Annotated in this window: 17 protein-coding genes and 2 pseudogenes; 11 read left to right on the forward strand and 8 right to left on the reverse strand. The window is 70.3% G+C overall.

From position 1 onward, the window contains the following. Positions 1–32 precede the first annotated feature (32 nt). Entirely contained in the window at positions 33–3,335 is a 3,303-nt protein-coding gene (locus ACQEXA_RS36235; RefSeq protein ID WP_432927765.1) for a S8 family serine peptidase, read from the reverse strand. Between the two features lie 255 nt (positions 3,336–3,590). Continuing rightward, positions 3,591–4,130, reverse strand: a complete 540-nt coding sequence (locus ACQEXA_RS36240; protein ID WP_432927763.1) for a CGNR zinc finger domain-containing protein — start codon at positions 4,128–4,130, stop codon at positions 3,591–3,593. Between the two features lie 137 nt (positions 4,131–4,267). Between ACQEXA_RS36240 and ACQEXA_RS36245 the strand changes: the two genes are divergently transcribed. The 6 genes and pseudogenes from ACQEXA_RS36245 to ACQEXA_RS36270 all read left to right on the forward strand — a co-directional run bounded on the left by ACQEXA_RS36245 (position 4,268) and on the right by ACQEXA_RS36270 (position 10,883). After that, the gene (locus ACQEXA_RS36245; RefSeq protein ID WP_432927761.1) at positions 4,268–4,711 is read left to right on the forward strand and encodes a VOC family protein; all 444 of its coding nucleotides are present in this window, start codon (positions 4,268–4,270) and stop codon (positions 4,709–4,711) included. Positions 4,712–4,713: 2 nt separating this feature from the next. Further along, positions 4,714–5,601 carry a pyridoxamine 5'-phosphate oxidase family protein gene (locus ACQEXA_RS36250; protein ID WP_432927759.1) on the forward strand — a complete coding sequence of 296 codons (888 nt, stop codon included), beginning with the start codon at positions 4,714–4,716 and terminating at the stop codon, positions 5,599–5,601. Positions 5,602–5,610: 9 nt separating this feature from the next. Further along, positions 5,611–6,090, forward strand: a complete 480-nt coding sequence (locus tag ACQEXA_RS36255) for an NUDIX hydrolase (protein WP_359400742.1) — start codon at positions 5,611–5,613, stop codon at positions 6,088–6,090. A gap of 210 nt (positions 6,091–6,300) precedes the next feature. Then, positions 6,301–8,097: pseudogene (locus ACQEXA_RS36260) on the forward strand (TIGR03767 family metallophosphoesterase). Between the two features lie 92 nt (positions 8,098–8,189). After that, positions 8,190–9,331: pseudogene (locus ACQEXA_RS36265) on the forward strand (serine hydrolase domain-containing protein). A 343-nt stretch (positions 9,332–9,674) separates the two neighbouring features. Then, positions 9,675–10,883 (forward strand): glycosyltransferase, encoded by a 1,209-nt coding sequence (locus ACQEXA_RS36270; protein ID WP_433134699.1) that lies wholly within the window; start codon positions 9,675–9,677, stop codon positions 10,881–10,883. 78 nt (positions 10,884–10,961) lie between these two features. Here the strand turns inward: ACQEXA_RS36270 and ACQEXA_RS36275 are convergent, their stop codons facing one another. Together ACQEXA_RS36275 and pepN are read right to left on the reverse strand one after the other, a co-directional pair. Next, on the reverse strand, positions 10,962–12,026 hold the full coding sequence (locus tag ACQEXA_RS36275; protein WP_432927752.1) for a hypothetical protein: 1,065 nt from the start codon (positions 12,024–12,026) through the stop codon (positions 10,962–10,964). Between the two features lie 316 nt (positions 12,027–12,342). Then, entirely contained in the window at positions 12,343–14,928 is a 2,586-nt protein-coding gene (gene pepN / locus ACQEXA_RS36280; RefSeq protein WP_432927750.1) for an aminopeptidase N, read from the reverse strand. Between the two features lie 162 nt (positions 14,929–15,090). On the opposite strand from pepN, the gene ACQEXA_RS36285 reads away from it, so the two are divergent. Beyond that, a complete protein-coding gene (locus ACQEXA_RS36285) occupies positions 15,091–15,753 on the forward strand; it encodes a mycothiol-dependent nitroreductase Rv2466c family protein (protein ID WP_432927748.1) in 663 nt (220 codons plus the stop codon). A gap of 3 nt (positions 15,754–15,756) precedes the next feature. Here ACQEXA_RS36285 and ACQEXA_RS36290 read toward each other — a convergent pair whose 3' ends face one another. Both ACQEXA_RS36290 and ACQEXA_RS36295 read right to left on the reverse strand, forming a co-directional pair. After that, a complete protein-coding gene (locus ACQEXA_RS36290) occupies positions 15,757–15,981 on the reverse strand; it encodes a hypothetical protein (protein WP_359400757.1) in 225 nt (74 codons plus the stop codon). Between the two features lie 115 nt (positions 15,982–16,096). Further along, positions 16,097–17,473 (reverse strand): amino acid permease, encoded by a 1,377-nt coding sequence (locus tag ACQEXA_RS36295; RefSeq protein WP_433132160.1) that lies wholly within the window; start codon positions 17,471–17,473, stop codon positions 16,097–16,099. A gap of 439 nt (positions 17,474–17,912) precedes the next feature. Here ACQEXA_RS36295 and ACQEXA_RS36300 point away from each other — a divergent pair, with 439 nt between their 5' ends. Then, positions 17,913–18,530 (forward strand): biotin transporter BioY, encoded by a 618-nt coding sequence (locus tag ACQEXA_RS36300; RefSeq protein ID WP_433132162.1) that lies wholly within the window; start codon positions 17,913–17,915, stop codon positions 18,528–18,530. 191 nt (positions 18,531–18,721) lie between these two features. Here ACQEXA_RS36300 and ACQEXA_RS36305 read toward each other — a convergent pair whose 3' ends face one another. Further along, the gene (locus ACQEXA_RS36305; RefSeq protein ID WP_432927742.1) at positions 18,722–20,197 is read right to left on the reverse strand and encodes an amino acid permease; all 1,476 of its coding nucleotides are present in this window, start codon (positions 20,195–20,197) and stop codon (positions 18,722–18,724) included. 264 nt (positions 20,198–20,461) lie between these two features. Between ACQEXA_RS36305 and ACQEXA_RS36310 the strand changes: the two genes are divergently transcribed. Together ACQEXA_RS36310 and ACQEXA_RS36315 are read left to right on the forward strand one after the other, a co-directional pair. Continuing rightward, the gene (locus ACQEXA_RS36310) at positions 20,462–20,947 is read left to right on the forward strand and encodes a ribose-5-phosphate isomerase (RefSeq protein ID WP_432927740.1); all 486 of its coding nucleotides are present in this window, start codon (positions 20,462–20,464) and stop codon (positions 20,945–20,947) included. Positions 20,948–21,043: 96 nt separating this feature from the next. Next, positions 21,044–21,853, forward strand: a complete 810-nt coding sequence (locus tag ACQEXA_RS36315) for an Fpg/Nei family DNA glycosylase (RefSeq protein ID WP_433132164.1) — start codon at positions 21,044–21,046, stop codon at positions 21,851–21,853. A 13-nt stretch (positions 21,854–21,866) separates the two neighbouring features. Here ACQEXA_RS36315 and ACQEXA_RS36320 read toward each other — a convergent pair whose 3' ends face one another. Further along, complete coding sequence (locus ACQEXA_RS36320) at positions 21,867–23,096, reverse strand: GNAT family N-acetyltransferase (protein WP_432927736.1); 1,230 nt, start codon at positions 23,094–23,096, stop codon at positions 21,867–21,869. A 149-nt stretch (positions 23,097–23,245) separates the two neighbouring features. On the opposite strand from ACQEXA_RS36320, the gene ACQEXA_RS36325 reads away from it, so the two are divergent. Then, a complete protein-coding gene (locus tag ACQEXA_RS36325; protein ID WP_359400779.1) occupies positions 23,246–24,424 on the forward strand; it encodes a PP2C family protein-serine/threonine phosphatase in 1,179 nt (392 codons plus the stop codon). Positions 24,425–24,661: the final 237 nt, after the last annotated feature.

Below are 24,661 nucleotides of genomic sequence, written 5' to 3' on the forward strand. Positions count from 1 at the left end.
ACGGACGCCCGCCCTCACCGCCGTGCCATGTACTACGGCGTGACCTTCTCGATCTTCACGTTGCCCACGCCCGCGACGGTGCCGCGCGCGTTGACAAGCTGGACCTGGCCGAAGAACTCCCGGCCCTCGGGAGCGGCCGCGGCCGCCGTGACTGAGCCGGACACCGTCGCGGTGTCACCCGTGCCGAGCTGCACCGGCGCCGACTCGTCGACCGTCACCTGGCCGAGCGAGGGGGAGTAGAACACGTCGCGGTAGTCGTACGCCGTCGAGCCGGACGGGACCGAGTAGCCCGCGACCTCGACGGTGTAGGTGCCGGCGGCGGGCGAGGCGATGTGCACCGACTCCTCGGAGTCGCCGTCGGCGGACTGCGCGACCTGCTTGCCGCTCGCGTCGTAGACCGTCAGGTCGAGGTCGGCGGCCGTGTCGGAGACATTGCCGATGGCCACGTCCAGCGACGTGGCGCCCGCGGGCACCTCGACGGTGCTGGTCTGGGTCTCGCCGCCCTTGATGGTCGGCCGCGCCGTCTTCGAGGAGCCGAGCGGGCCGCCCTTGAGCTTGCCGTCGAGGGCCGCGTAGCCGTTCGTCACCTTCCAGGAGGCGGTGGCCGGGGTGCCGACCTTGGCCTCGGGCACGGTCACGGTCTCCGGGTCGAAGGCCGCGCCGAGGACGCTGACGTCGAGCTTGTACGGGTTGTCGAGCAGCGGGGACGTCCGGCGCGCCTCGACCTCGATCTCCCAGACACCGGCCTGCGGGGCCGCGTACGAGCGCACGTCGGGCTTGCAGCCGTTGCCGTCGAGGTAGTTGTTGTAGCAGAACGGGGTCGAGGTGTTGTCGACCGGAACGCCGTACGGGTGGATCGCGATGAACCGGGTCTGGCTCTTGTCCTTCAGCCCGCCGATCGCGACCTCCAGCGACTTGGCGCCCTCGGGCACGGTCACGAAGTAGGACCGGGTGCTGTTGCGCTGCACCGAACTCTTGGCCGAGTAGGTGTACTTGACCGGGGTCGAGACCACGACCGTGGTGAGGATCTGCTTGTCGAGGCCCTCGGTACGCGGGTCGTCGACCTCGAGGATCGCGCTCTTGATGCCCGCGGCCTTCGGCGACGCCTGGACCTGGACGGTCACCGGCTGGTTCAGCGGCAGCTTCACCTCGTCGGAGCCGAGCAGGCGGAAGGTGTTGTCGTAGTTGTTCGCGAAGTGCAGCTCGTGGCGGAGCGCCTGGTCCGGACCGGACGTACGCGTGATCGTGATGTCGTACGTCTTCTTGTCACCGGCCTTGAGGCCGCCCTCGCGGTCGTACAGGCCGGTGCCGAAGCCCGGGGTCTTCAGCGCGAAGTCGATCGCGGTGTCGACCGGCGCCTTGACCGTGTAGTCGTGGGCGGTGGCGTCGTCCTTGATCGCGTCCCACGCGTTCAGGATGTCGATGCGGCCCGCGCCTTCCTCGTACGCCTGCGCATCCTTGATGTGGTCGGCGGTTGAGATGAGGGCCGTGCGCAGCTTCGCGGGCGTCAGGTCGATGCCCTTCTGCTTGGCGGCCGACAGCAGCAGCGCCGAGGCGCCCGTGGCCTGCGGGGACGCCATCGAGGTGCCCTGGAGCATGGAGTAGCCGGCCGGCAGCGAGTAGCCCGCCTCGGCGACCGGGGAGCCCGGCATCCAGGTCTGCGTGGAGTTGATCGCGGCGCCGGGCGCGACGAGCGTCGGCGTGAAGCCGCCGTCCTCACGCGGACCGCGCGAGGAGAAGGGCATCAGCGAGTACTTCGTTTCCACCTGGGAGCCGTAGTTGGCGGCCCAGGTCTCCTGGGAGATGCCCGCGCCGACCGAGATCACCTTGTCCGCGAGGCCGGGGTCGCCGATGGTGTTGGCACCGGGGCCGGAGTTGCCCGCGGAGATCACCAGCTGGACGCCGTAGGTGTCGATGAGGCGCGTGTAGAGCTCGGCGCGCGCGTTGTTGCCGTCGTTGAGCGCCGGGAGGCCGCCGATCGACATGTTGACGATGTCGACGCCGCGGTTGACGACGAGGTCGATCATGCCCTCGGTGAGCGCGATGTTGGTGCAGCCGCCGCTCCAGGTGCAGGCGCGGGAAGAGACGATCTTCGCGCCTGGGGCCGCGCCGCTCATCTTGCCGCCGAACAGGCCGTTCGCGGCGGTGATGCCCGCGACGTGCGTGCCGTGCTCGGACTCGATGACACCGATGTTGACGAAGTCGGCCTTCTGGCCGACCCAGGACCCGCCGTAGGGGTCCATCGGCACGTCCTTGCGGATCTGCACGACGAAGGGCTGCCGCTCGACGACGTCGGTCGCCGGGTTGTCGGTGCCGAAGTAGCCGACCTGGTAGCCGTCCTTGTACGGCTTCATCGGCGTGTCGTCGGTGAAGTCGCCGTTGTTGTTCAGGTCGACGCGGACCGTGCCGGCCGCAGGGTCGTAGAGCAGGCCCCAGGAGTCGGTGGTGTCGCCGTCGCGGTTCGCGTCGCCGGCGGCGTCGCCGCCCGCGGTGGCGGACTCCCGGAAGATGCTGACCTCGTACGAGCCCGCCGGCGCCGTCCAGGTCTTGCCGCTGTAGGTGAAGGTCGGCCCGGAGACCGGGGTGACCATCGGACGCCAGGTCGCGTCGCCGTCGAGGATCGGGTCGGTCGCGGTGACCCAGTCGACGATCTTCCGCTCGCCCGTGGTGGTCTTCTGCAGCGCCGGGTGACCGAGGTCCACGCCCGCGTCGAGGATGCCGATGGTGACGCCCCGGCCGTCGGCCTTCGGGTGCTCCTTGACGAAGTCCACGGCACCCGTCTCGAAGGACGGGTTGTACGGGTTCTTGGCGGGCGTGTTCTTGTTCGGGCCGGTGTAGGTGGCCGTGCCGCTGTGCGTCGCCCCCTTGGCGGTGTCCGCGCTCGGCGACGGGTCGTCGAGCGGGATCTCCTGCCGCAGGTCGATGGCGTGCACCGAGGACAGCTTCGCGGCGGCCGCGATGGCCGAGTCGGCCTTGGCCGTCGGGACGGTGGCGCGGACATAGCCGAGCTTGTCGTAGGCGCGGCCGACGGAGCCGCCCTTGACCGCGTTCAGCTCCCCGGCGACCTGCTCGGTCTGCCCCGGTGCGGTCGCGATCATCATCGTGACGTTCTTCGCGCCGTCCGCCTTGGCGTCGGCGAGGAGTTCCGCGTCGTCCGGACCGAGCTTGGCGGCGGCGGACTTGACCGTCGGGTCGGCGGAGGCGGGGTGATGGTCGGCAGAGAAGGCCATGGGTATCGGCCCGGCCGCGGAGAGCGCGGCCACGAGACCCGTGGCGACGGCTATCCGGACCACGCGTCTCGCGCCGGATATCGGGGCGCGGTGAGGCTCAGTCATCGGCATCCCTTGTAGGTAAAGGAACGAGGGTGGTGCGGTCGGAACCTGAAGGTGGCGTGGTTCAGACCGCAGTCGTCCGGATTTCGGGTCCGGAAGACCGCTCAGCTTTACCCAAGGGATGGTTGTTTGGGGAGACTTGACCGTGGCGGGATGGAGTCATGGCGTGATCCCGCCATACGTCATCGGGGACTTAGCCGCCCAGGACGGGACATTCCTGTGGGCGGACTGTGTGTCTACACGAGTAAGTCGCGGGTCTCATCCCTCGCGGGTGCGCGCGTAGTGACGGGACGCCTTCGCGCGGTTGCCGCATGCCGCCATGGAGCACCAGCGGCGGGTGCCGTTCCGTGACGTGTCGAAGAAGTGCAGGATGCAGGCGTCGTGCGCGCAGCCGCGGATCCGGTCCGGGGCGGCGGTCAGCAGTTCCAGGTAGTTGCGGGCGGCGAGCCAGGCGGGACCCCAGTCCGGGTCGTCGAACTCGGCGTGCTCGCCGGGCCCCTGGGGGTCCAGGGTGGGCCGGATGCGCCCGTGCTCGAGCACGGCGTCGACGAGGGCCGCCCCGTCTTCCGGCGGGCCGTCCACCGCTGCCTTCAGGGCGTCACGCGCCCGGAGCGTGTTGCGCAGGGCCGCGTCCCCGGCGGTGAATCCGTCGAGCCCGTGGGCGGCGAGCCATACCGCGAGGCCTTCGGTGTCGGTGAGCAGGTCCTGGACGGCGCCCTCGTCCATCCACCGGGTGTTCAGGAGGTCGAGCGCGAGCGGCTCGCCGGTGAGCGGGCGCGGATCACGGGTGGCGGGCATCGGCTGCTCCTCGACTGCTGACCTGTACTAACCGCTCAAGGGTACGTGACTGGTTGACGTGCCCCATTCTAACCCCTAACGTCTTCTTCAACAGTTAACCCACCTCTCCGGGCTGCCATGGACCAAGGAGACCTCCCATGTCACTGCGCACCGGCCACATCGGCCTCAACGTCACCGACCTCGACCGCTCGCTCGGCTTCTACCGGGACGTCCTCGGCTTTGAGGTGCTCGCCGAGGGCAAGGAGGACGGCCGGAGGTACGCGTTCCTGGGCGAGGGACCGAGCCCGGTCGTCACGCTCTGGCAGCAGGCGCAGGGTGCGTACGACCCGGGCCACGCCGGACTGCACCATCTCGCACTGGAGGTGGACACGGCCGAGCAGGTCAGGGAGTACGAGACGGCCCTGCGCGGATACGGCGTCGAGTTCGCCTACGAGGGCGTGGTCGCCCATCGTGAGGGCTCCGCGTCCGGCGGCATCTTCTTCCACGACCCGGACGGAACGCGGCTGGAGATCAGCGCGCCCCGTGGTGCCGAAGGCGCCCCCGCGCCGCATGCGTCCGCCCCGACCTGCGGTTTCTTCTAGGAGTGGGGATGTACCACGAAGGCTCGCGCGCACTGCAGGACCGGCTCGGCGTCCGCGATCAGGCGGACCATGTGGGCCGGGCCGTCGGCGACAGACTGAAGCCGGTGGCCGCGGCCTTCCTGGCGCTCCAGCCGATGCTGGTGATCGGCGCGGCCGATCCGGCCGGGGGCGCGGTGTGGGCGTCGCCGCTGACCGGGGAGCCGGGTTTCGTCCGGGCTACGAGCCCGCGGCGGATCTCGGTCGCGGCCGGAGTCGCACCGGCCGATCCGCTGGCGTGGGCGCTGACGGTGGACGGCCTTCATGTCGGCACGATCGCCCTCGACCCGCGCACCCGCCGCCGTATGCGCCTCAACGGCCGGTCCCGTCCGGCCCCGGGCGGCCTGGCGATCGAGGCGGACCAGGTGTTCTCCAACTGCCCCCGGTACCTCCAGAAGAGGGAGTCGTACGAGTGGGTGAGGGACCGGCGGCCACAGGAGCCGTGCCGCAGCAGTGGACTGACCCTCGCGCAGCGGGAGTTCATCAGCCGGTCCGACACGTTCCTTCTCGCCACCGTCCACGATCGCGGAGCCGATGTGAGCCACCGGGGCGGCAACCCCGGCTTCGTACAGGCCGCTTCACCCCGCGAACTGAGCTGGCGCGACTACCCGGGCAACTCCATGTTCCTCACCCTCGGCAACCTGGCGGCCGACCCCAGGGCGGGGTTGCTGTTCCTCGACTGGACGACGGGGACGGCACTGCAGCTCTCGGGCGCGGCACGGACGGAGTTCGGCGCCGACGGCGAACGAAGTGTCCGTTTCACCCTGTCGGAAGCCGTCCAGACGCGGGGCGCCGTGCCACTTCGCTGGTCCCGTCCCGCATACTCCCCTGCCAATCCGGGCCCGGCGCGCTAACGTCCCTGGGTGCGCAAGAAGCTGAGAGTGGCGGCCTACGCCATCTGCGTTCGTGACAGCCGGCTCCTGCTGGCCCGGATGCCGGGCCCCGGCGGCACGTCCGAGTGGACCCTGCCCGGCGGCGGCATGGAACACGGCGAGGACCCCTACGACACGACCCTGCGAGAGGTGGAGGAGGAGACCGGCTTCCGCGTAGAGCTCACCGGGCTGCTCGGGGTGGATTCGATCCGCCGCAGCCTGCGCGGGCGTTTCGGCCGTACCGTCGACCACCACGCCGTACGGCTCGTCTACGAGGGCCGTGTCATCGGCGGCGAACTCCGCAGCGAGGTCGGCGGCTCCACGGATCTGGCCGCCTGGCATGATCTCGCCGCCGTCACCGGACTGCGGCGGCTCGGACTCGTGGACACGGGGCTCGAGCTGTGGCGCCAACGGCCCGTGGCGGGCCGGCCTCCACTCACCGGTGACGGCTTCGGATACCCCGGGAAATGAACGCTGAGTGACCGTCTCCCGGCCGTCCGGGGAGGTGTCGTGGACGCGCAAGGTGGTCCAAGATCCACGTTCGGCGATCGGCGCTGTGCGTTGCCGCCTCGTTAACATCCAGGTCATTTCTGGTGCCAACGATCCAGCGTGAGCGGGAGTTCGCAACAGCGATCGTCCCGCGGTCACTGCTGTCGCGTTCGCACTCGGGGAGACCGCGCCATGTCGCGCATACGCTCTGTCGCCACGGCGGCTGCACTCCATCGTCGCACCCTGCTCGCCGCCGCCGGAGCGGCGTCCCTCACCGCGGGCTTTGGACTCGCGCTGCGACCGGGGGAAGGCCACGCCGCCGGCGCTTCGGCCCGCACCGGCGCGGGGCAGGCCCTCGTCGCCGACCCCCTCGCCCAGTCCCGAACGCTCTCGACCGGGGAGACCTCCATGGCGCGTGCCGTGTCTTCCGCCCCGTACACGACGGGGACCACGCTGGCCGGAGTGGCCGCGCCGCGCACCGCCTCCGGATACCGCCGGCTGGGCGACGGCCCCGGCTGGAAGCGCGTCGTGCGCAGCGAGCTGGCCGCACCCAAGGCGGGCCGCGACGGACGCCGTACCACCCTTGCGGCGTTCGTGCAGTTCACCGACCTGCATCTGATCGACAGCCAGCACCCGCTGCGCCTCGAGTACCTGCGCTCCACCGACCAGCACGCCTGGCGGCCCCACGAGGCGCTGACCGTGCAGGGCGCGATCTCGCTGGTCGAGCGGGTCAACTCGCTGCACGGCGCCCCCGTGACCGGCGCTCCTCTCCGCTTCGTCATGACCACCGGCGACAACACGGACAACAACGCCAAGTCCGAACTCGAGTGGTTCATGAAGATCATGAGCGGTGGCCGCTTCACGCCCGACTCCGGTGACCCGCGGCACTACGAGGGCGTCCAGAACAGCGGTCTCAAGCTGTACTGGCAGCCCGACACGACCGTCCGCGACGGCGACAAGCAGCTCGGCTTCCCGCACATCCAGGGCTACCTGGCCGCCGCGATCCGCGAGGTGCGCAGCCCCGGCCTCAAGCTGCCCTGGTACTCCACGGTCGGCAACCACGACGCCCTGCCGCTCGGCTGCTACGCGCACGGCGACCCCTACCTCGCCGAGTACGCCATCGGTGGCAAGAAGCTGATGAGCCTGTCCGCGGCGGAGTCGACGAAGCTCCAGGACGCCATCAAGAACGCCAAGGACCCCAGGGGCGTCCAGTTCCGTGACCTGCTGAAGGCGCACACGCGCGACATGCGCTCGGTCACCCCGGACGAGAAGCGGGCTCCGTACACCCCCGCCGAATACCTCAAGGCCCACCTCGACCCGGCCTACACCGGTCTCGGCCCGGTCGGCCACGGCTACTCCACGGCGAACGTCGACGCCGGCACCCAGTACTACTCCTTCCGGATCTCCGACGACGTCATCGGCATCAGCCTCGACACGACCGACGCGGGCGGCCACTACGAAGGCTCCATCGGTACGGCCCAGTTGAAGTGGCTGGACAAGACCCTGCGCGACCACGAGGACTCGTACGCCGTCGTCTTCAGCCACCACACCAGCAAGACGATGGACAACACCCGCCCCGATCCGGCCCACCCCGGCGAGCGGCGCCACAGCGGCAGCGAGGTGATCGCCCTGCTCGGCAGCCACCCGAACGTGCTGGCCTGGGTCAACGGCCATATCCACAAGAACGTGATCACCCCGCACTCGGCGCCCGACGGCCGCTCCTTCTAGGAGATCTCCACCGCCTCGCACGTCGACCACCCCCAGCTCGCCCGCGTCATCGAGCTGGTGGACAACAAGGACGGCACGCTCTCGGTCTTCACCACGCTCATCGAGTCATCGGCGCCGCACCGCACGGACTTCGGCGACCTCACCCAGACGGGCCTGGCCGCGCTCTACCGGGAACTGGCCTTCAACGCCCCCGGCGCGAACATGACCCTCGCGGGCGGCGCGGTCGACCGCAACACGGAACTGGTCCTGAAGAAGGGCTGAAACGCGCTCAACTGCCGTTCGCAGCGGCAACCCTGCCTTCCCCGACGCGGTCCCTCTCGCCGACAAAGGCCATCGACGGCAAGGGGGAAGACATGTCCGTACGTACGGGACTGACGGGAGCGGCGGTGGTGGCGGCCGTCACGGCGGCGGCCCTCACCGCCCCGGCGTCCGCCGCCCCGCGGGCGGCCGGCCACAGCGCGACCCGGCAGGCGATGGACGCCGCCGTCAAGACCGGCGTCCCCGGCGTGACCGCCACGGCCAGGGACGGACACGGCACATGGAAGGCGACCTCGGGCGTCGGCGACCTGCGGAGCGGCAGGCCGCGCTCGGCGCAGGACCGCTACCGCGTGGGCAGCATCACCAAGACGTTCGTGTCGACCGTGCTGCTCCAACTCGAGGCGGAGGGACGGCTGTCCCTCGACGACAGGGTGGACAAGTGGCTGCCCGGTGTGGTCCGCGGCCACGGCCACGACGGTCGCCGGATCACCGTCCGGCAGATCCTGAACCACACGAGCGGCGTCTACGACTACACGGCCGACGACAGCTTCGTCCGGACGTACTTCCTCAAGGACGGCTTCTTCCGGCACCGCTACGACACACTCGCGCCGCAGGACCTGGTCCGCATCGCGGTGTCCCACAAGCCGGAGTTCGCGCCGGGGACCTCCTGGAGCTACTCCAACACGAACTACGTCCTGGCCGGAATGGTGATCGAAAGAGTCACGGGACACTCGTACGCCAGGGAGATCCGCGACCGCGTCATCGCCCCGCTCGGCTGCGCGCCACCTCGCTTCCCGGCACGCGCACCACGGTTCCGCAGCCGAGCAGCCGCGCCTACGGCAAACTCGCGGAGGCGACGACCGGCCCGACGTACGACGTCACGGCCCTCAATCCCTCCATGGCGTCCTCGGCGGGCGGGATGATCTCGGATTCCGCGGACCTGATCCGCTTCTACTCGGCCCTGCTGACGGGCAGGCTGCTGCCGCCCGAGCAGCTGAAGGAGATGAAGACGACCACCACGGCCAAGGGCCACCCGGACGCGAGCTATGGCCTCGGCCTGATCGACCGGAAACTGAGCTGTGGTGTCCATGTCTGGGGACATGACGGCGGCATCCACGGCTCGACGTCATCGGCGGTCACCACGGCGGACGGACGCCACTCCCTCGCCTTCAACTTCAACGGCGACTGGTTGGGGGACGCCGACGCGGTGATCGAGGCGGAGTTCTGCGGCCACTGACCCGCCCCGCGGCGGGGAGGGCGGCGATCCACCGGGATCGCCGCCCTCCCCCGGGTTGTGACCGGGGGCAGCCCTCGGGACGTGTCTCGGGGAGGGTGTAATGTCCTGCCTCGGGCACCTTGATCGGGTCGGTCGTCCGCCCATGGTCATTCCGCGAACCCGGGACCACCGTATTCAAGATCATCGAGTTCCGGTGTAAACGCATCCGACCCGGACATGAGACACGCAGTTCATCTGCCTGAAACATCTATGCCGCCTCATATCGGACAACCCGCTGTTCACGGGGATGGTTCGATATTTATGCAAGGCGGGTGGTCGCGTGCGCTTGAGGCACGGTCTGCACGTGCTCTCGGTCTACGAGGGCTTCTTCTCCGGGGGTGCCCGGATCCTCCACACCGACGTCGTCCTGGGACTCCAGGAAGGCGGCCAGCACCACCGTGTGCTCAGCCTCCACGGGGAGGTGCTCCGTGAGGCCACCCGGCAGCCCATGGAGGACGATGCCTGCTACCGGTCGCTGACCGCGGCCGACGTCGAGGTCACGTCCCTGGGCCGCACCTTCGGCCTGCCCGGGGGTGTCACCGCCGACCCGGCCCGGTTCACGGGGCCGGAGCTGGCGACGACGGCCAGGGCGATGGCGGATGCCGACGTCATCCTGTCGCTCAAGGAGCAGCCGCTCGCCCTGCTCAACCAGGGAGGCCTGCCCCGACGGCCGGTGGTGGTCAGCCTGCACCGCTCCGACCCGGAGAACCAGGGCGCGGCGCTCGACGAACTGAAGGCCGCCATCGCCGACGGCACCGTGGTGGCCTGCGTCTGCTGCGCCGAGTCCACCCGGGCCGCCTACGAGGCCGCCGGGATCCCGGCCGAGGTGCTGCACGTCATCCCCAACGGCGTCGACCTGCTGCGCTTCCGGCCGGCCCCGGCCCGGCGGATCCAGCTGCGGGACGCGCTCGGCATCCCGGACACGGCGCCGGTCGTCGTCTTCGCCGCCCGGTACGACGCCATGAAGAACGTTCCGCTCTTCCTGCGCGCCGCGCGTGCCTGGCTGCACAGCGAGCCCGACGGGCACGTGCTGATGTGCGGGGCCGGTATGACCGCGGGCCAGCCCGGGCTGCAGGACGACATCGAGGCGGCCTTCGGGGAGGACCTGCGGCTCGCCGACCGGCTCCACCGGCTCGGGGTCCGCCGCGACATGGAGACCGTCTACGCGGCCTCCGACGTGGTGGCACTGACCTCCGCCTGGGGCGAGGCGGCGCCGCTGTGCCTGATCGAGGGCATGATGTGCGGTGCGGTGCCCGTCGCCACCGACGTGGGGGACAGCGCGCTGATCGTGGCCGGGCAAGGCTTCGTCACCCCGCCCGACCCGGATGCGATCGCACAGGCCTGGACCGACGCCGCGGCCGCCCGCCCGGCTCTCGCGCCCGTCTTCGAACACAGCCGTGAGCGGTTCAGCCGCACCCGCATGATCGCCTCGTACGCGGCGCTGATCGACCAGCTGCACACGGAGTGGGTCCGGCAGGCACTGCCGGAGCCGCCCCTGCCGGAGACGCTCTGACCGGCACGGTGCACGAGGAGGGGGCCGCCGGACCGGCGGCCCCCTCCTCTCTCCTCCAGATGACCGCCCCGGTGGTCACTACCGGGGCAGCACCTCGACATACGCGGCCGGATCCCGGTCCGCGGCTGCCATCAAGGCGGTGCGGACCACCGTCGCCTGCTGCTCCAGCGCAGCCCGCAGCTTCCTCGGCGTGACGTGGACGACCGTGATGCCGAGCCGCTCCAGCTGCTCGCGCTTGCGGGCGTACTCCGACCACAGGGGGTCGTCCTCCTGCCGGAAGCCGTGGCGCGGCGCCCGCGTGTCCAGTTCCAGCGCCACCGCCTGCTCGGGCCAGTAGGCGTCGAGGCCGCCGAGGCAGGGCCCCCCGGGAAGCTTCAGATCGACGTTCCACACCGGCTCCGGAAGGCCGTACTCGCGCACCATCCGGTACAGGCGGTCCTCGGCCATCGCCCGGCGCTCCGCGAGGATCGAGTCCACCGCGTCCACCACGTGCGGGCGGCTGAGCAGTCTCGCCTGATGCAGCTCGCTGACCACGGCGGCCGGATCACAGTGGCCGCCGCGCACCGCCTCGGTCAGCAGGCGGCGTACCGTGCCCGCGTCCGGCAGCTCGGCCACCGCGTCCGCCAGGGCGCGCGGAACCGGGGCGACGGGCAGTCCTGTCACCTGGTGCGCGGCCGGCATGGCCGGGGTGCGGAGCACCCGGGCGCAGCCCGTGCTGCGCAGCCGCCGCATCCGTGGGACCAGGACGTCGATCTGCTCCAGCGAGGTCAGCGGAGGAGAGCAGGTGAAGCCGTACAGCGTCAGCGCGGCCAGGCCCGTGATCATCGCGTCCGGCTGGGGCAGCGGGGGACGCAGGGCGGGGGCGCCCGGCTGGGACGGGACCGCGGGCGCCGGGCCGCCGGGTGACGAGCGCGTCGCGTAGAGCAGCACCGCGTGCAGCCGTTCCTCGGAGGTCAGCGGGCCCTGGTGCAGCAGGTAGACGCCCGGCAGGAACTGCTGCCAGGGGCCACCGGGGCGGCACTGCGCGTCGACTGCGGCGGCGGTCACACCGTGGGCGCGCAGCTGTGCCGTGGTCAGCACCCGGCGCTGCGTCTCCGACAGATGGCGGAGGGGGCGGGGGGAGAGCGGGGTGTTGTGCGTCATGCCCCCGACGTTCCCGCGCCCGGTCCGCCGCCTAACCCCTGTTACACATCCGTCGTCAAATGCGGACAACACGGCGCTAAAGTACGCGCGTTCGACTGCCGAAAGAGGCTGGTCCGAATGGGGGCGGCGGCAGGTTACGGGTGGGGTTACTCGTATTTCGTAACTGTCGTTCCTGCGTACCCGTCAACTGCCGTTCCCGCCACGGAAGTCCGGCCCGGCCGTGCGCCGGACATCACTTCCGGCGGTACCGCTCCGGCCCGTCCGCATGCGAGGCCGATTCGCCGGGGCGCCGGTGTGGCGCCCCGGCGGTGTCGTCCTAGCGGGCCGGCCGGGCGTCGCGGGCCTGGGCGCGCAGACTGCGGGCCAGGTCGTCGCGCGCCTCGAGCACCAGCCTGCGCAGCGCCGGCGGTGTGTCCTCGTGCGCGGCGAGCCACGCGTCCGCCGCGTCCAGGGTCCCGGGCGAGTCCTGGAACACGGGGAACAGGCCCCTCACCACGTCCATCCCGATCTGGATGGACCGCTCGGCCCACACCCGGTCGATCGCCGCGAAGTACCGCTCCGTGTACGGCGCGAGCAGCTCCCGCTGCGACGGCTGCACGAAGCCCGCGATGGTCGCTTCCACGAGTGCGTTCGAGAGGGCGTCCGACTCGACGACCTGGGCCCAGGCCTGGGCCTTGACCGTGGCCGAGGGGCGCGCGGCCAGGCAGCGCACCTGGTGCCGCTTGCCGGAGGCCGTGTCGTCACGCGCCAGTTCCGCCGTGAGCACCGAGTCGTCCGCCGCTCCGTGCGCGGCCAGCGGCTCCAGGAACGCCCAGCGCAGCTCCTGGTCCACGTCCAGACCCTCGATCTGCGTGGTGCCTGCCAGCAGATCCAGCAGCAGGCGCAGGTCGGCCTCGTCGTGGGCCACCGCCGCGACGAAGCGCGCCCAGGTCAGCTGGTGCTGGCTGCCCGGCTCCGCCTGGCGCAGCTCGCTCAGCGCGCCGTCCGCGAGCAGCCGCCCGCCCGTCTCGCGCCAGTCGGGTGCCGCGTAGTACGTCAGCGCCGAGTTCGCCCAGTTGTGGAGCATCTGGAGCACGCCGATGTCGGACTCGCGGCCGGCGAAGCGCAGCACCAGGTCGATGAAGTCCCGGGCGGGCAGCAGCGCGTCCCGGGTCAGGTTCCACAGCGCCGACCAGCACAGCGCCCGCGCGAGGGGGTCGGTGACGGAGCCGAGACGGTCCCTCAGGGTCGCGAGTGAGGTGTCGTCGAAGCGGATCTTGCAGTACGTGAGGTCGTCGTCGTTGACGAGGACCAGTTCCGGAGCCTCGGCGCCGGCCAGTTCGCCGACCACCGTACGCGGACCGTGGACGTCCACTTCGGCGCGCGCGTACCGGACAAGGGCGTCACCCTCGCTGCGGTACAGGCCCACCGCCACCCGGTGCGGGCGCAGTTCGGGGTGCGACTCGGCGGCCTCCTGGACCACGGACAGCTCGGCAACGCGCCCTTCCTCGTCCAGCAGCACCTGCGGGGTGAGGGAGTTGACGCCGGCCGTCTGCAGCCAGGAGCGTGACCAGGCCGCCATGTCCCGGCCGCTCGTCTCCTCCAGGACCGACAGCAGGTCCCCGAGGCGCGTGTTGCCGTACGCGTTCCGCTTGAAGTAGCGGCGTGCGCCCTCCAGGAACGCCTCACGGCCCACATACGCCACCAGCTGCTTCAGCACGGACGCGCCCTTGGCGTAGGTGATGCCGTCGAAGTTGAGCTTGGCGTCCTGCAGGTCGCGGATGTCCGCCGTGACGGGGTGAGTGGAGGGCAGCTGGTCGGCGCGGTACGCCCAGGCCTTGCGGTTGTTCGCGAAGGTGATCCAGCCGTTGGTGAAGCGGGTGGCCTCCACCAGCGAGAGGGAGCCCATGAAGTCCGCGAAGGACTCCTTCAGCCACAGGTCGTCCCACCACGCCATGGTCACCAGGTCGCCGAACCACATGTGCGCCATCTCGTGCAGGATCACATTGGCCCGGCGCTCGTAAGACGCCTGCGTGACCTTGCCGCGGAAGATGTACTCCTCGCGGAAGGTGACCATGCCCGGATTCTCCATCGCGCCGAGGTTGTACTCGGGCACGAACGCCTGGTCGTACTTCCCGAAGGGGTACGGGTAGTCGAAGTGGTCGTGGAAGAAGTCCAGGCCCTGCTTGGTGACCAGGAAGACGTCGTCCGCGTCGAAGTGCCGCGCCAGACCCTTGCGGCACATCGCGCCGAGGGGGATCTCCAGCTTCGTGCCGTCGTCGAAGGTGCGGGAGTAGCTGTCCGTGACGTAGTGGTACGGGCCCGCGACGACACAGGTGATGTACGTGGAGATCGGCTTCGTCTCCGCGAACCGCCATACCCCGTCGTGCCGTTCGCCGGCGCCGTTGCTCCACACCGTCCACTCCTCGGGGGCGCGGACCTCGAAGCGGAACGGGGCCTTGAGATCCGGCTGCTCGAAGTTCGCGAAGACGCGGCGGGAGTCGGCGGGCTCGTACTGCGTGTACAGGTAGACCTCGCCGTCCTCCGGGTCGACGAAGCGGTGCATGCCCTCGCCGGTGCGGGAGTAGGCGCACTGCGCGTCGACGATCAGCTCGTTCTCCGCGGCCAGGTCCTCCAGGCGGATGCGGGTGCCGTCGAAGACCTCGCCGGGGTCGAGGTCCTTGCCGTTGAGCGAGACAGCGGTGACGCTCGGGGCGATCAGATCGGCGAAGCTCGTGGCGCCCGGCTCGGCGCAGCGGAAGCGGATCGTGGTGACCGAGCGGAACGTGCGCGGGCCGCCGTCCGCGCCGCCGGGTGCCTCCCCCACGGCGGAGCGCAGGTCGAGCGACACGTCGTACCCGTCGACGGACAGCAGCGCTGCCCGCTCCTGGGCCTCGTCGCGGGACAGGTTCTCACCGGGCACGGGCGGCACTCCTTAGGGGCTGGGTCGGGGGACGGACAGGACCGATCCTGCCATGCGCCCCTGACAGCGGGTAACGGGGCGCACCACCTCTTACGGATCCCGGGAATGGCCGGAGCGATCTCTGTTGTTGAATGGTGTAGGACCCCCTTCCCTAGGAGAGCCATGTCCGAGACCGTGACCGCTTCCGGCAAGACCCCCGTCGACTTCTGGTTCGACCCGCTGTGCCCCTGGGCCTGGATGACCTCCCGCTGGGTGCTGGAAGTCGAGAAGGTCCGGGACATCGAGGTGCGCTGGCACATCATGAGCCTGGCCGTGCTCAACGAGGACAAGCTGGACCAGCTGCCCGAGGAGTACCGGGAGATGCTGGCCACCAAGGCGTGGAAGCCGGTGCGTGTGGTGACCGCTGCCTGGCAGAAGCACGGCGACGATGTCCTCGGCCCGCTGTACACCGCTCTCGGCACGCGCATCCACAACCAGGGCGAGGGCCCGACGCTCGAGGCGATCACCGCCGCGCTCGACGAGGTCGGCCTTCCCGCGGACCTGATCGACTACGCCGACCAGGAGGACTTCGAGTTCGACGCCGAGCTGCGCGCCTCGCACAAGGAGGGCATCGACAAGGTCGGCCAGGAGGTGGGCACCCCGGTGATCGCGGTGCCGGGCGCCGACGGCGAGCAGCTCGCCTTCTTCGGCCCGGTGGTCACCCCGGCGCCCAAGGGCGAGGAGGCCGCGAAGCTGTGGGACGGCACTCTGGCGGTTGCCTCGGTCCCGGGCTTCTACGAGATCAAGCGCACGCGGACGAAGGGCCCGGACTTCAGCAACCTGTGAGCCTCACTCGGGCTCGGGCATCTTCTGGGGCGGGTCGAAGGGCTTGATGCTCCACCAGTAGCGGATGTTGCGGCAGTCCCGCTCGGTGGTCGCGCAGATCCAGTAGTCCTCCACGTAGCGCTTCTTCGTCAGCTTGCGGATGATCTCGCGTTCGCGCTCGTCCCGCGGCTGACGGTGCGGCTGATCCGCTCCGCAGGTGTGGCAGGCGAGTGTCCTCTCGTTCGACATCTGCCTACGATCGCCCGGAACTTTTCCTACCGGCAGGTCCGGTACGGGACGGCCCCGCGAGTCACTCCCCTCAGGGAGTGTTCCGCTCGCGGGGCCGTCCGGCGCATGCGGCGCGTCAGCTCCTGGCTCGCGCCCGCTGCCTGGCGTAGCCGACGGCCGCCAGGAACAGCGTCATTCCGCCGGTCGAGTACAGCTGCACCCGGGTGTCCGGCTGCCGCGCCATCAGGACGAAGATCGCCACCATGCCCGCCAGCGCCACCCAGGTCAGTGCCGGGAACGCCCACATCCGGACCGCCGGCCTGTCGGTCGCCTCCCGCTCCAGCCTGCGGCGCAGACGCAGCTGCGCGACCGCGATGGAGAACCAGACGACCAGGATCACCGCGCCGATCATGTTCAGCAGCCAGGGGAAGACGTCGTCGGGCCGCCAGTAGCTGAGGACCACGCAGACGAAGCCGAACACAGAGGAGGTGAGCACGGCCGTCCGCGGCACGCCCCCCGACACCCGGGCCAGCGCCCTGGGTCCCTGACCGCGCTCGACCAGCGAGTACGCGATGCGCGAGGAACCGTAGATGTTGGCGTTCATCGCCGAGAGCAGGGCGACCAGGACGACGACGCTCATCACCTGCCCGGCACCGGGGATGCCCAGGCGGTCGAGGGCGGCGACGTACGGGCCCTTCTCCACCACCTCTTTCGAGTCCCACGGGACCAGGGTGACGATGACCGCCATCGAGCCGACGTAGAAGATCCCGATGCGCCACATCGCGGTGCGGACCGCGCTCGCCACGCCCTTGACCGGGTCCTCCGACTCGGCCGCCGCGATGGTGACGGTCTCCAGGCCGCCGTACGCGAAGACCGACGCGAGCAGGCCGATGACGAGGCCCTCGCTGCCGTGCGGCAGGAAGTCGCCGAGGTTCGAGGTGCCGGGGGAGTCGGTGCCGGGCAGGACGCCCGCGATAGCCAGCGCGCCGAGCACCAGGAACAGGGTGATCGCGCCGACCTTGAGCGCCGCGAACCAGAACTCGAACTCGCCGAAGTTCTTCACCGCGGCCAGGTTCGTGCCGCAGAAGACCACCATGAACAGCGCCACCCACGCCCACTCGGGCGTGCCGGGCAGCCAGCCGGTGACGATCTTCGCCGCGCCGATGCCCTCCAGGCCGACGGCGGTGCACAACAGCACCCAGAACGACCAGCCGGCGGTGAAGCCCGCCCAGGGGCCGATCGCCCGCTCGGCGTGCGCCGAGAAGGAGCCCGAGGAGGGGTAGGCGGCGGACATCTCGCCGAGCATCCGCATCACCAGCATCACGAGCAGTCCGGAGACGGCATAGGCGATGACGATCGAGGGTCCGGCCGCGGCGATGCCGGCTCCGGAGCCGACGAACAGGCCCGCGCCGATGACACCGCCGAGGGCGATCATCGACAGGTGGCGCTGCTTGAGGCCGTGGGAGAGCGCGGTGTCGGGCTTCGGGGGCGTCTCGAGAGTGGTGCTGGGCATGAGAGCGGCTCGTCCAGTGCATGAGTCGGGCAAAATCGCCCCACAGTCTGGGCGGTCTGTCCGCTCACCGGGAGAGACCGCCCACTATCCGGACACGTGTCCCACGGACCGTGAGGGTGAGGTCACGCAGCGACCGAGGTGTAGCCGGCAAAACGGCCACCCGTGCCCAGACGGTGACCGACGGGCGAGACAGCGGCCGTTCAAGGGGCAAGCCCGGTTGGTGAAACCCTACAGACGCCGCCGGAACCGCTCCCCTTCCGCGCAGCCCTCCACCTCCGTGACCGGTATCACGCCGTATCGGGTGTAGCCCGCATCTTTTGTGAACAGCCCACCAAGCCACGGATCCCCCCTTTGTCGGGCGCTGACGGTGATCACCGCACCGCCCCTGGGATAGCGTCGCCGTGTCCCGAACCGCCCCCTGCGCCGGAGTGAGTCCCCCATGAGCACCGCCACCGCCACCACACGTCCTGGCCAGGTCCTCGCCGACCTGCTGCCCTCCCCCAGGCTCTCGGCTTCGCTCGCGCGGGGAGGTGCCTCCACGCTGGTCCGTGATGTCGCCCTCGTGGTGGGCGGCGCCGTGCTCGCCGGGCTCGCCGCGCAGATCTCGGTGCCCGTGCCGGGTTCCCCGGTGCCGGTGACCGGGCAGACCTTCGCCGCGCTGCTCGTGGGCACGGCACTCGGCGCCCGCCGCGGCTTCCTGTCGCTCGCCCTGTACGCGCTGGCCGGTGTCGCCGGTGTGCCGTGGTTCGCCGGTGGCGCCTCCGGTGCGGCCGCCCCCTCCTTCGGCTACATCCTCGGCATGCTGATCGCCTCCACCGTCCTCGGTGCCCTGGCCCGTCGCGGCGCCGACCGTTCGGTGCTGCGTACGGCCGGCGCGATGCTGCTGGGTGAGGCGATCATCTACGCGGTCGGCGTCCCGTACCTCGCCTTCGCCACCGGCATGTCCGCCAACGCGGCGATCGCGGCCGGGCTCACCCCGTTCCTGATCGGCGACGCCCTCAAGGCGGCCCTGGCGATGGGCCTGCTGCCCGGCGCCTGGAAGCTCGCCCGGAAGTGACGTCGTAGTTCCGGCCGTTCGGCGTCGGGGGACGGGCCGAGTGCCCGTCCCCCGGTGCTTTTCCGGCCCTGTCGAGGTCGACGGCCGGTGACGTCGCACCGGTGCGGCCGACCCGGAGCGAGACGAACGGGAAGGGGCCCCGCGGCCGTACGCCGCGAGGCCCCTTCCCCTTGCTCATGTCCGTGTGCCGGTCAGGCGCCGACCTCGGCCCGCGCCTTCTGCGCGTCCTCGACCGGCTCCGCGGCCTTGCTGCCGCCGAGCGCCTGCCTGACCACGGCGATGACGAGGACCACCGCGGCGACGAGGAGCGACAGCAGGACGGTCTCGCGTCCGTCGTGCTCCGTGTCGGTCAGCATGTAGCCGAGCACGAACACGATCACCGCCGCCGCGGCCCAGGTCAGGTACGGGTACAGCCACATCTTCACGATCAGCTTCTCCGGCGCCTCGCGCTGGATGATCTTCCGCATCCGCAGCTGCGAGAAGCAGATCACCAGCCAGACGAACAGGGCGACCGCGCCACTGGAGTTGACCAGGAAGAGGAAGACCGAGTCCGGGTACTTGTAGTTGAAGAAGACGGCAAGGAAGCCGAAGAGGACGGAGACGACGATCGCCGTCATCGGCACACCACGGCCGGTGGTCCGGGCGAACGCCTTGGGCGCGTCGCCCCGCTGGCCGAGCGAGAAGGCCATCCGGGAGGCCGTGTAGAGCCCGGAGTTCAGGCAGGACAGCACCGAGGTCAGCACGATGAAGTTCATGATCTGACCGGCGTGTGCGATACCGAGGGAGTCCAGGGCGGCGACGTACGAGCCCTTCTTCGCGATCGCGGGGTCGTTCCACGGCACCAGGGAGACGACCACGAGGATCGAGCCCAGGTAGAAGACCGCGATACGCCAGATGATGCTGTTGGTCGACTTGGTCACCGCACGCCGCGGGTCCTCCGACTCGCCCGCCGCGAGTGTGGCGATCTCGCTGCCCATGAAGGAGAAGACCACCAGCAGCACACCGGTGAGGATGGTCCCGGGACCGTTGGGCAGGAAGCCGCCGTGACCGGTGAGGTTGCCGAAGCTCGCCTGATCGCTGTGGACGCCGGGCAGCACACCGAAGATGGCGAGCGCGCCGATGACGATGAAGGCGCCGATCGCGACGACCTTGATTCCGGCGAACCAGAACTCGAACTCACCGTAGGAGCCGACGGACACCAGGTTGGTGGCGGTCAGTACGGCCATGACGATCAGGGCCCAGCCCCACTGGGGCACGGCCGGGATCCAGTCCGCGAGGATCTTGGCACCCGCGGTCGCCTCCACGGCGAGCACGACCACCCAGAAGAACCAGTACAGCCAGCCGATCGAGAATCCGGCCCAGCGGCCGAGCGCACGGTCGGCGTGTGCGGAGAAGGAGCCCGAGGTGGGGTTCGCGGCGGACATCTCACCCAGCATGCGCATCACAAGGACCACAAGCGTTCCGACGAGGGCGTAGGAGAGCAGGATGCCCGGACCCGCGGTGGCGATTCCGGAGCTGGAGCCCACGAACAGCCCGGCGCCGATGACGCCGCCGATGGCGATCATGGTCAGATGACGGTTCTTGAGTCCGGCCTGCAGGCCGGTGCCGGGTTCTCCGGGGTGGCCAGGATTGTTTCCGGCCTTTGTGGGGGACGGCTGCGAGGTCATGAAACGTATTTCCTTTGAGCCGGTGTACGGAATGTGGGGGGGGACACACGTACGTACGGACGTGCCCGGTGCCTTACGAGCGGTACCGGGGCTCGTACGAGCGGTGTACGAGTCGGTCCATTGAATCGGAGGTAATGGAATTCGAAAACCTTTGATTCCGGATTGTTACTTGAGGTTTCCTTGAGGTTCTATAGTCTGGCTCACATTTTCCGGGGGTATGTACCCCGCGAGGCCGAGCGGCGGGAGCCGTGACACACTCGGACCATGCGCGTGTATCTCGGCTCCGACCATGCCGGTTTCGAACTGAAGAACCACCTCGTCGAGTGGCTGAAGGCCGCGGGCCATGAGCCCGTGGACTGTGGGCCCCACATCTACGACGCCCAGGACGACTACCCGCCGTTCTGCCTCCGCGCGGCGGAGCACACCGCGGCGGACCCCGACTCCCTCGGCATCGTGATCGGCGGCTCCGGCAACGGGGAGCAGATGGCCGCGAACAAGGTGAAGGGCGTGCGAGCCGCCCTCGCCTGGAGCGAGGAGACCGCCTCGCTCGGCCGGCAGCACAACAACGCGAACGTCGTCGCCGTGGGTGCACGCATGCACACGCAGGACGAGGCGACGAAGTTCGTCGAGACGTTCCTGAACACGCCGTTCACCGGCGAGGAGCGCCACCAGCGCCGAATCAACATGCTCACGTCGTACGAGACCACGGGCGAGCTGCCGCCGATCCCCTCGCACCACCCGCAGGTCTGAGGCAGCTGCCGGGGGCTCCGCCGGTTCCCAGGGAAGCCCAGCCCGGCTTCCGGGCGGGGCCCCGACTTGTCACGTTCACCGGGAGGTAGGGCGACCGTGCCGGAGGGGCACACCATTCATCGGCTGGCCAAGGACTACGCGGCCCGTTTCGCCGGCGGCGCCGTCGGCGTCCGCAGCCCCCAGGGGAAGTTCGCCGACGCCGCCGCTCTCCTCGACGGGGCCGAGCTGCACACCGCCGACGCCCACGGCAAGCACCTCTTCCTCGGCTTCCGCGACGGCGAATGGGTGCATATCCATTTGGGCCTCTTCGGCAAGGTCGCGTTCGGCGACGCCCCCGCGCCGCCGCCCACCGACACGGTCCGCCTCCGCCTCACGAACGAGGCCTCCTTCGTGAATCTCGTCGGCCCCACCACCTGCGCGCTGATCACCGCCGAGGAGAAGGCTGCCGTACACCGCCGCCTCGGCCCCGACCCGCTCCGCGAGGACGCCGACCCCACGTCCGCGTACCGCCGCGTCGTGCGCAGCCGTACGTCCATCGCCGCCCTTCTCATGGATCAGAAGGTCATCGCCGGCGTCGGCAACGTCTACCGCGCCGAGGTCCTCTTCCGCCACCGGATCGACCCCTACCGGCCCGGCCGGGACGTCACGCCCGCCGAGTGGGACGCGATCTGGGCCGATCTCGTCGAGCTCATGCACGAGGGGGTGCGGAACAACCGCATCGACACCGTCCGCCCCGAACACACCCCCGAGGCCATGGGCCGCCCACCGCGCGTCGACGACCACGGTGGCGAGGTGTACGTATACCGCAGGGCGACCCTGCCCTGCCACATCTGTGGCGGCGAGATCCGCACCGCCGATCTCGCCGCCCGCAACCTCTTCTGGTGCCCGGCCTGCCAGAAGCCGTAGCCGGTGACCGCGGCTAGAAGCCGTGCGGCAGCCACGGCGCCGTCACCGAGCCGAACGCCGACGCCGCCTCCGCCAGCGCCCCGTGCCGCAGCTCCCGGACCCGCCCTGCCGACGCCAGCGAGGCCAGGGACACACCGCCGAGGTACGCCGCCCCCAACTCCCGTATGGACAGCGCGAGATCGACCGCGTCGGTGGTCCGTACGCAGGACGCGCCCTTCGTATCGCCGGTGAGTCGCCAACGCCCCGTGTTCCAGGGGCAGAACGCGTCCTCGACCTCGAACACCACGTCCACCGGCGCCTGGTAGGTCCGCGCCTCCAGCGCCGCTGCCACGTCGACCAGCCGCAGATACAGCCCGTCCCGCAGCCGCGGCCGGCACCGCCGGATGTCGGACACCATGTGCTGCCACCCGTCGTCGACGGGCCTTCCGCGCACGTACAGCGTGGTCATCAGGTCGATGCCCGTCAGGAAGCGCCACAGGGCCGCGTCCGTCGCCGGATCGAGAGCGGCCAGCTCCAGCAGGCTCACCGTGCCGTCGTGCCCGGAGACCCCCCAGCCGAGCTTGGTGCGGAAGCGTGCGTACCCGGTGATCGCTCCGTCCCGCTCGGCGACCACACACTGCAGCGGCGACGCTCCCTCCCGCTCGCTCGGCGGGTCGAGCAGCGCCACCCTCTCCCAGCCGGGCTGGCGCGCCAGCATGCCGGGACGGCCGGGCACCAGCCGCGCGTACACGGCCTCGCAGGCGTCGAGGACGTCGGCCGGGGCGGCGTACCGCAGCCGTACGTCATCCGTGCCGGCCGGAACGGACAGGCCGACCCGGCTCGTGTCGATCTCGGCGCCCATGTGGAAGGTCGCGGCGCCGTATCCGAACCGGGAGTAGATCGCCGGTTCCGACGCGGTCAGCACCGCGAGCGGTTCACCCCAGGAACGGATGTCGTCCAGCTGCCGGCGCATCATCGAGGTCAGTACCCCGCGTCGGCGGTGCGTGGCCGCCACGCTCACCATCGTGATGCCGGCCGCGGGGACCGAGGCACCGCCGGGAACCGTGAGCCGGAAGCTGAAGGCCCCCGCCGTGCCGATACACACCTCTCCGTCCCATACGCCCAGAGAGCGATCGAATTCGGTGAGTTCGTTCCATAGTTCACGCTCTTCGGCCGATTCATCCGCCCCGCCGAAGGCCCGGAGGAGGTTCCTGTACCACTCGTTCCACTCGTCCTGCCGCAGCACCCGCACGTCGGTCGTCATGCGCCATGACTATCAGGGCAATGCAGGACGAGCGAGGGGATTTCCCCCTGGTCATGGGTGCCGGGTTGCTGTGAAGTTCAGCGCTCGGACGGGGGACAAGTGGGACCTCCCGTGCCAAGGGCCTGGTCGGATGGATAGGGTCCCGAGCAATGGCAGCAGGACAAGAGCGGCGCTCGGAAGCCGACACGTTCACGGCCCGGTTGAAGAAGCAGTGGCACCGGGCCAGAACCGGCCTGCGCAGATCCGCCGTGGACTACTTCCGCGGGGACGGCTCGGACTGGGTGGCGCTCGCCGGCCTGCTGCTGATGATCCCCCTGATAGCGGCGACCACCCTGGTCGACCCCGTGTGGTGCTCGCCCGCCGTCCTCGTCCTGCCGATCGTGGCGGGCGGTCTGCTTCTGCGGCCCTCCAGCCTGCTCAGCCTGTACGCCGCCGCGGCCACCGCGCTGATCGTCGAGTCCGTCAGACTCGGCCCGTACACGGAGGGGCCCTCGCGGGTCACGCCCGGCATCGTGCTCGTGGTCGCGGCCTGCGGTTTCTTCGGACTGCTGATCGCGCAGTTCCGCAGTCGCGTCGGGGTGCCCTGGCGGCGCGGCGGAACCATGCTCTTCGACCTGCGCGAACGCATCCGGGTGCAGAGCAAGCTGCCGAAGCTGCCACTCGGCTGGCACCGTGAGATGGCGCTCAGACCGGCCGGCGGGCAGTCGTTCTCGGGTGACTTCGTGGTGGCGGCCCGCACCAACGGGGGCCGCACGCTGGAGGTCGTCCTCACGGACGTCTCGGGCAAGGGCATGGACGCGGGGTCGCGCGCCCTGCTGCTGTCGGGGGCCTTCGGCGGACTGCTCGGCTCACTGCCGCCGCACGCGTTCCTGCCGGCGGCGAACGGCTATCTGCTCCGCCAGGACTGGGACGAGGGCTTCGCGACCTCCATCCACCTGGTCCTCGACCTGGACTCGGGTGACTACGAGCTGTACTCGGCCGGTCACCCGCCGGGCCTCCAGCTTAGCGCCGGCAGTGGCCGCTGGGAGGAGAAGGCGGCGGAAGGCCCCCTCCTCGGTGTCTACGACGGCGCCCAGTTCGACTCCGTGAAGGGCTCGCTCCGGCCCGGCGACGTCCTGATGCTGTTCACCGACGGCCTGGTGGAGACCTCCGACCGCGACATCGTCGAGGGCATCGACCGCCTCACCGGCGAGGCCGACCGCTACGTCGTCGGCGGCTTCCACGGCGCCGCCTGGCATCTCATCGAAGCGGTGGCGAAGGACGTGAACGACGACCGGGCGCTGCTGCTGATCTGCCGGGAGGGCCCGACGGTCTCGGTCGCGCGCTGAGCCACCCCCACGCGGGCCCCGCACGCCCCCTGCGGACGCTGATTGCCACGTGTCTGATTCGCGACGGTGATCATCGCACCGGGACCGGCGACGAGCGCGCTCCCGTCCCAACTCCTCATCCTGGCCGGTGACCTGGATGAGTTGCGAAGGATGCCCCGTATCACACCACAGCCGGGTCACACCTTTGTGGCGGCTCTGTGAGCGTCGATTGCACGGGCAATCCCCCAGTTGATAGAG

This window comes from Streptomyces sp. CA-106110, from assembly GCF_050936285.1.
Lineage (GTDB): Bacteria > Actinomycetota > Actinomycetes > Streptomycetales > Streptomycetaceae > Streptomyces.

Coding starts and splice junctions, on each gene's coding strand:
- ACQEXA_RS36320 (WP_432927736.1), bottom strand. CDS start 23,096: ATGACGACCGACGTGCGGGTGCTGCGGCAGGACGAGTGGAACGAGTGG.
- ACQEXA_RS36310 (WP_432927740.1), top strand. CDS start 20,462: ATGCGCGTGTATCTCGGCTCCGACCATGCCGGTTTCGAACTGAAGAAC.
- ACQEXA_RS36325 (WP_359400779.1), top strand. CDS start 23,246: ATGGCAGCAGGACAAGAGCGGCGCTCGGAAGCCGACACGTTCACGGCC.
- ACQEXA_RS36300 (WP_433132162.1), top strand. CDS start 17,913: ATGAGCACCGCCACCGCCACCACACGTCCTGGCCAGGTCCTCGCCGAC.
- ACQEXA_RS36295 (WP_433132160.1), bottom strand. CDS start 17,473: ATGCCCAGCACCACTCTCGAGACGCCCCCGAAGCCCGACACCGCGCTC.
- ACQEXA_RS36240 (WP_432927763.1), bottom strand. CDS start 4,130: ATGCCCGCCACCCGTGATCCGCGCCCGCTCACCGGCGAGCCGCTCGCG.
- ACQEXA_RS36275 (WP_432927752.1), bottom strand. CDS start 12,026: ATGACGCACAACACCCCGCTCTCCCCCCGCCCCCTCCGCCATCTGTCG.
- ACQEXA_RS36245 (WP_432927761.1), top strand. CDS start 4,268: ATGTCACTGCGCACCGGCCACATCGGCCTCAACGTCACCGACCTCGAC.
- ACQEXA_RS36235 (WP_432927765.1), bottom strand. CDS start 3,335: ATGACTGAGCCTCACCGCGCCCCGATATCCGGCGCGAGACGCGTGGTC.
- ACQEXA_RS36305 (WP_432927742.1), bottom strand. CDS start 20,197: ATGACCTCGCAGCCGTCCCCCACAAAGGCCGGAAACAATCCTGGCCAC.
- ACQEXA_RS36285 (WP_432927748.1), top strand. CDS start 15,091: ATGTCCGAGACCGTGACCGCTTCCGGCAAGACCCCCGTCGACTTCTGG.
- ACQEXA_RS36290 (WP_359400757.1), bottom strand. CDS start 15,981: ATGTCGAACGAGAGGACACTCGCCTGCCACACCTGCGGAGCGGATCAG.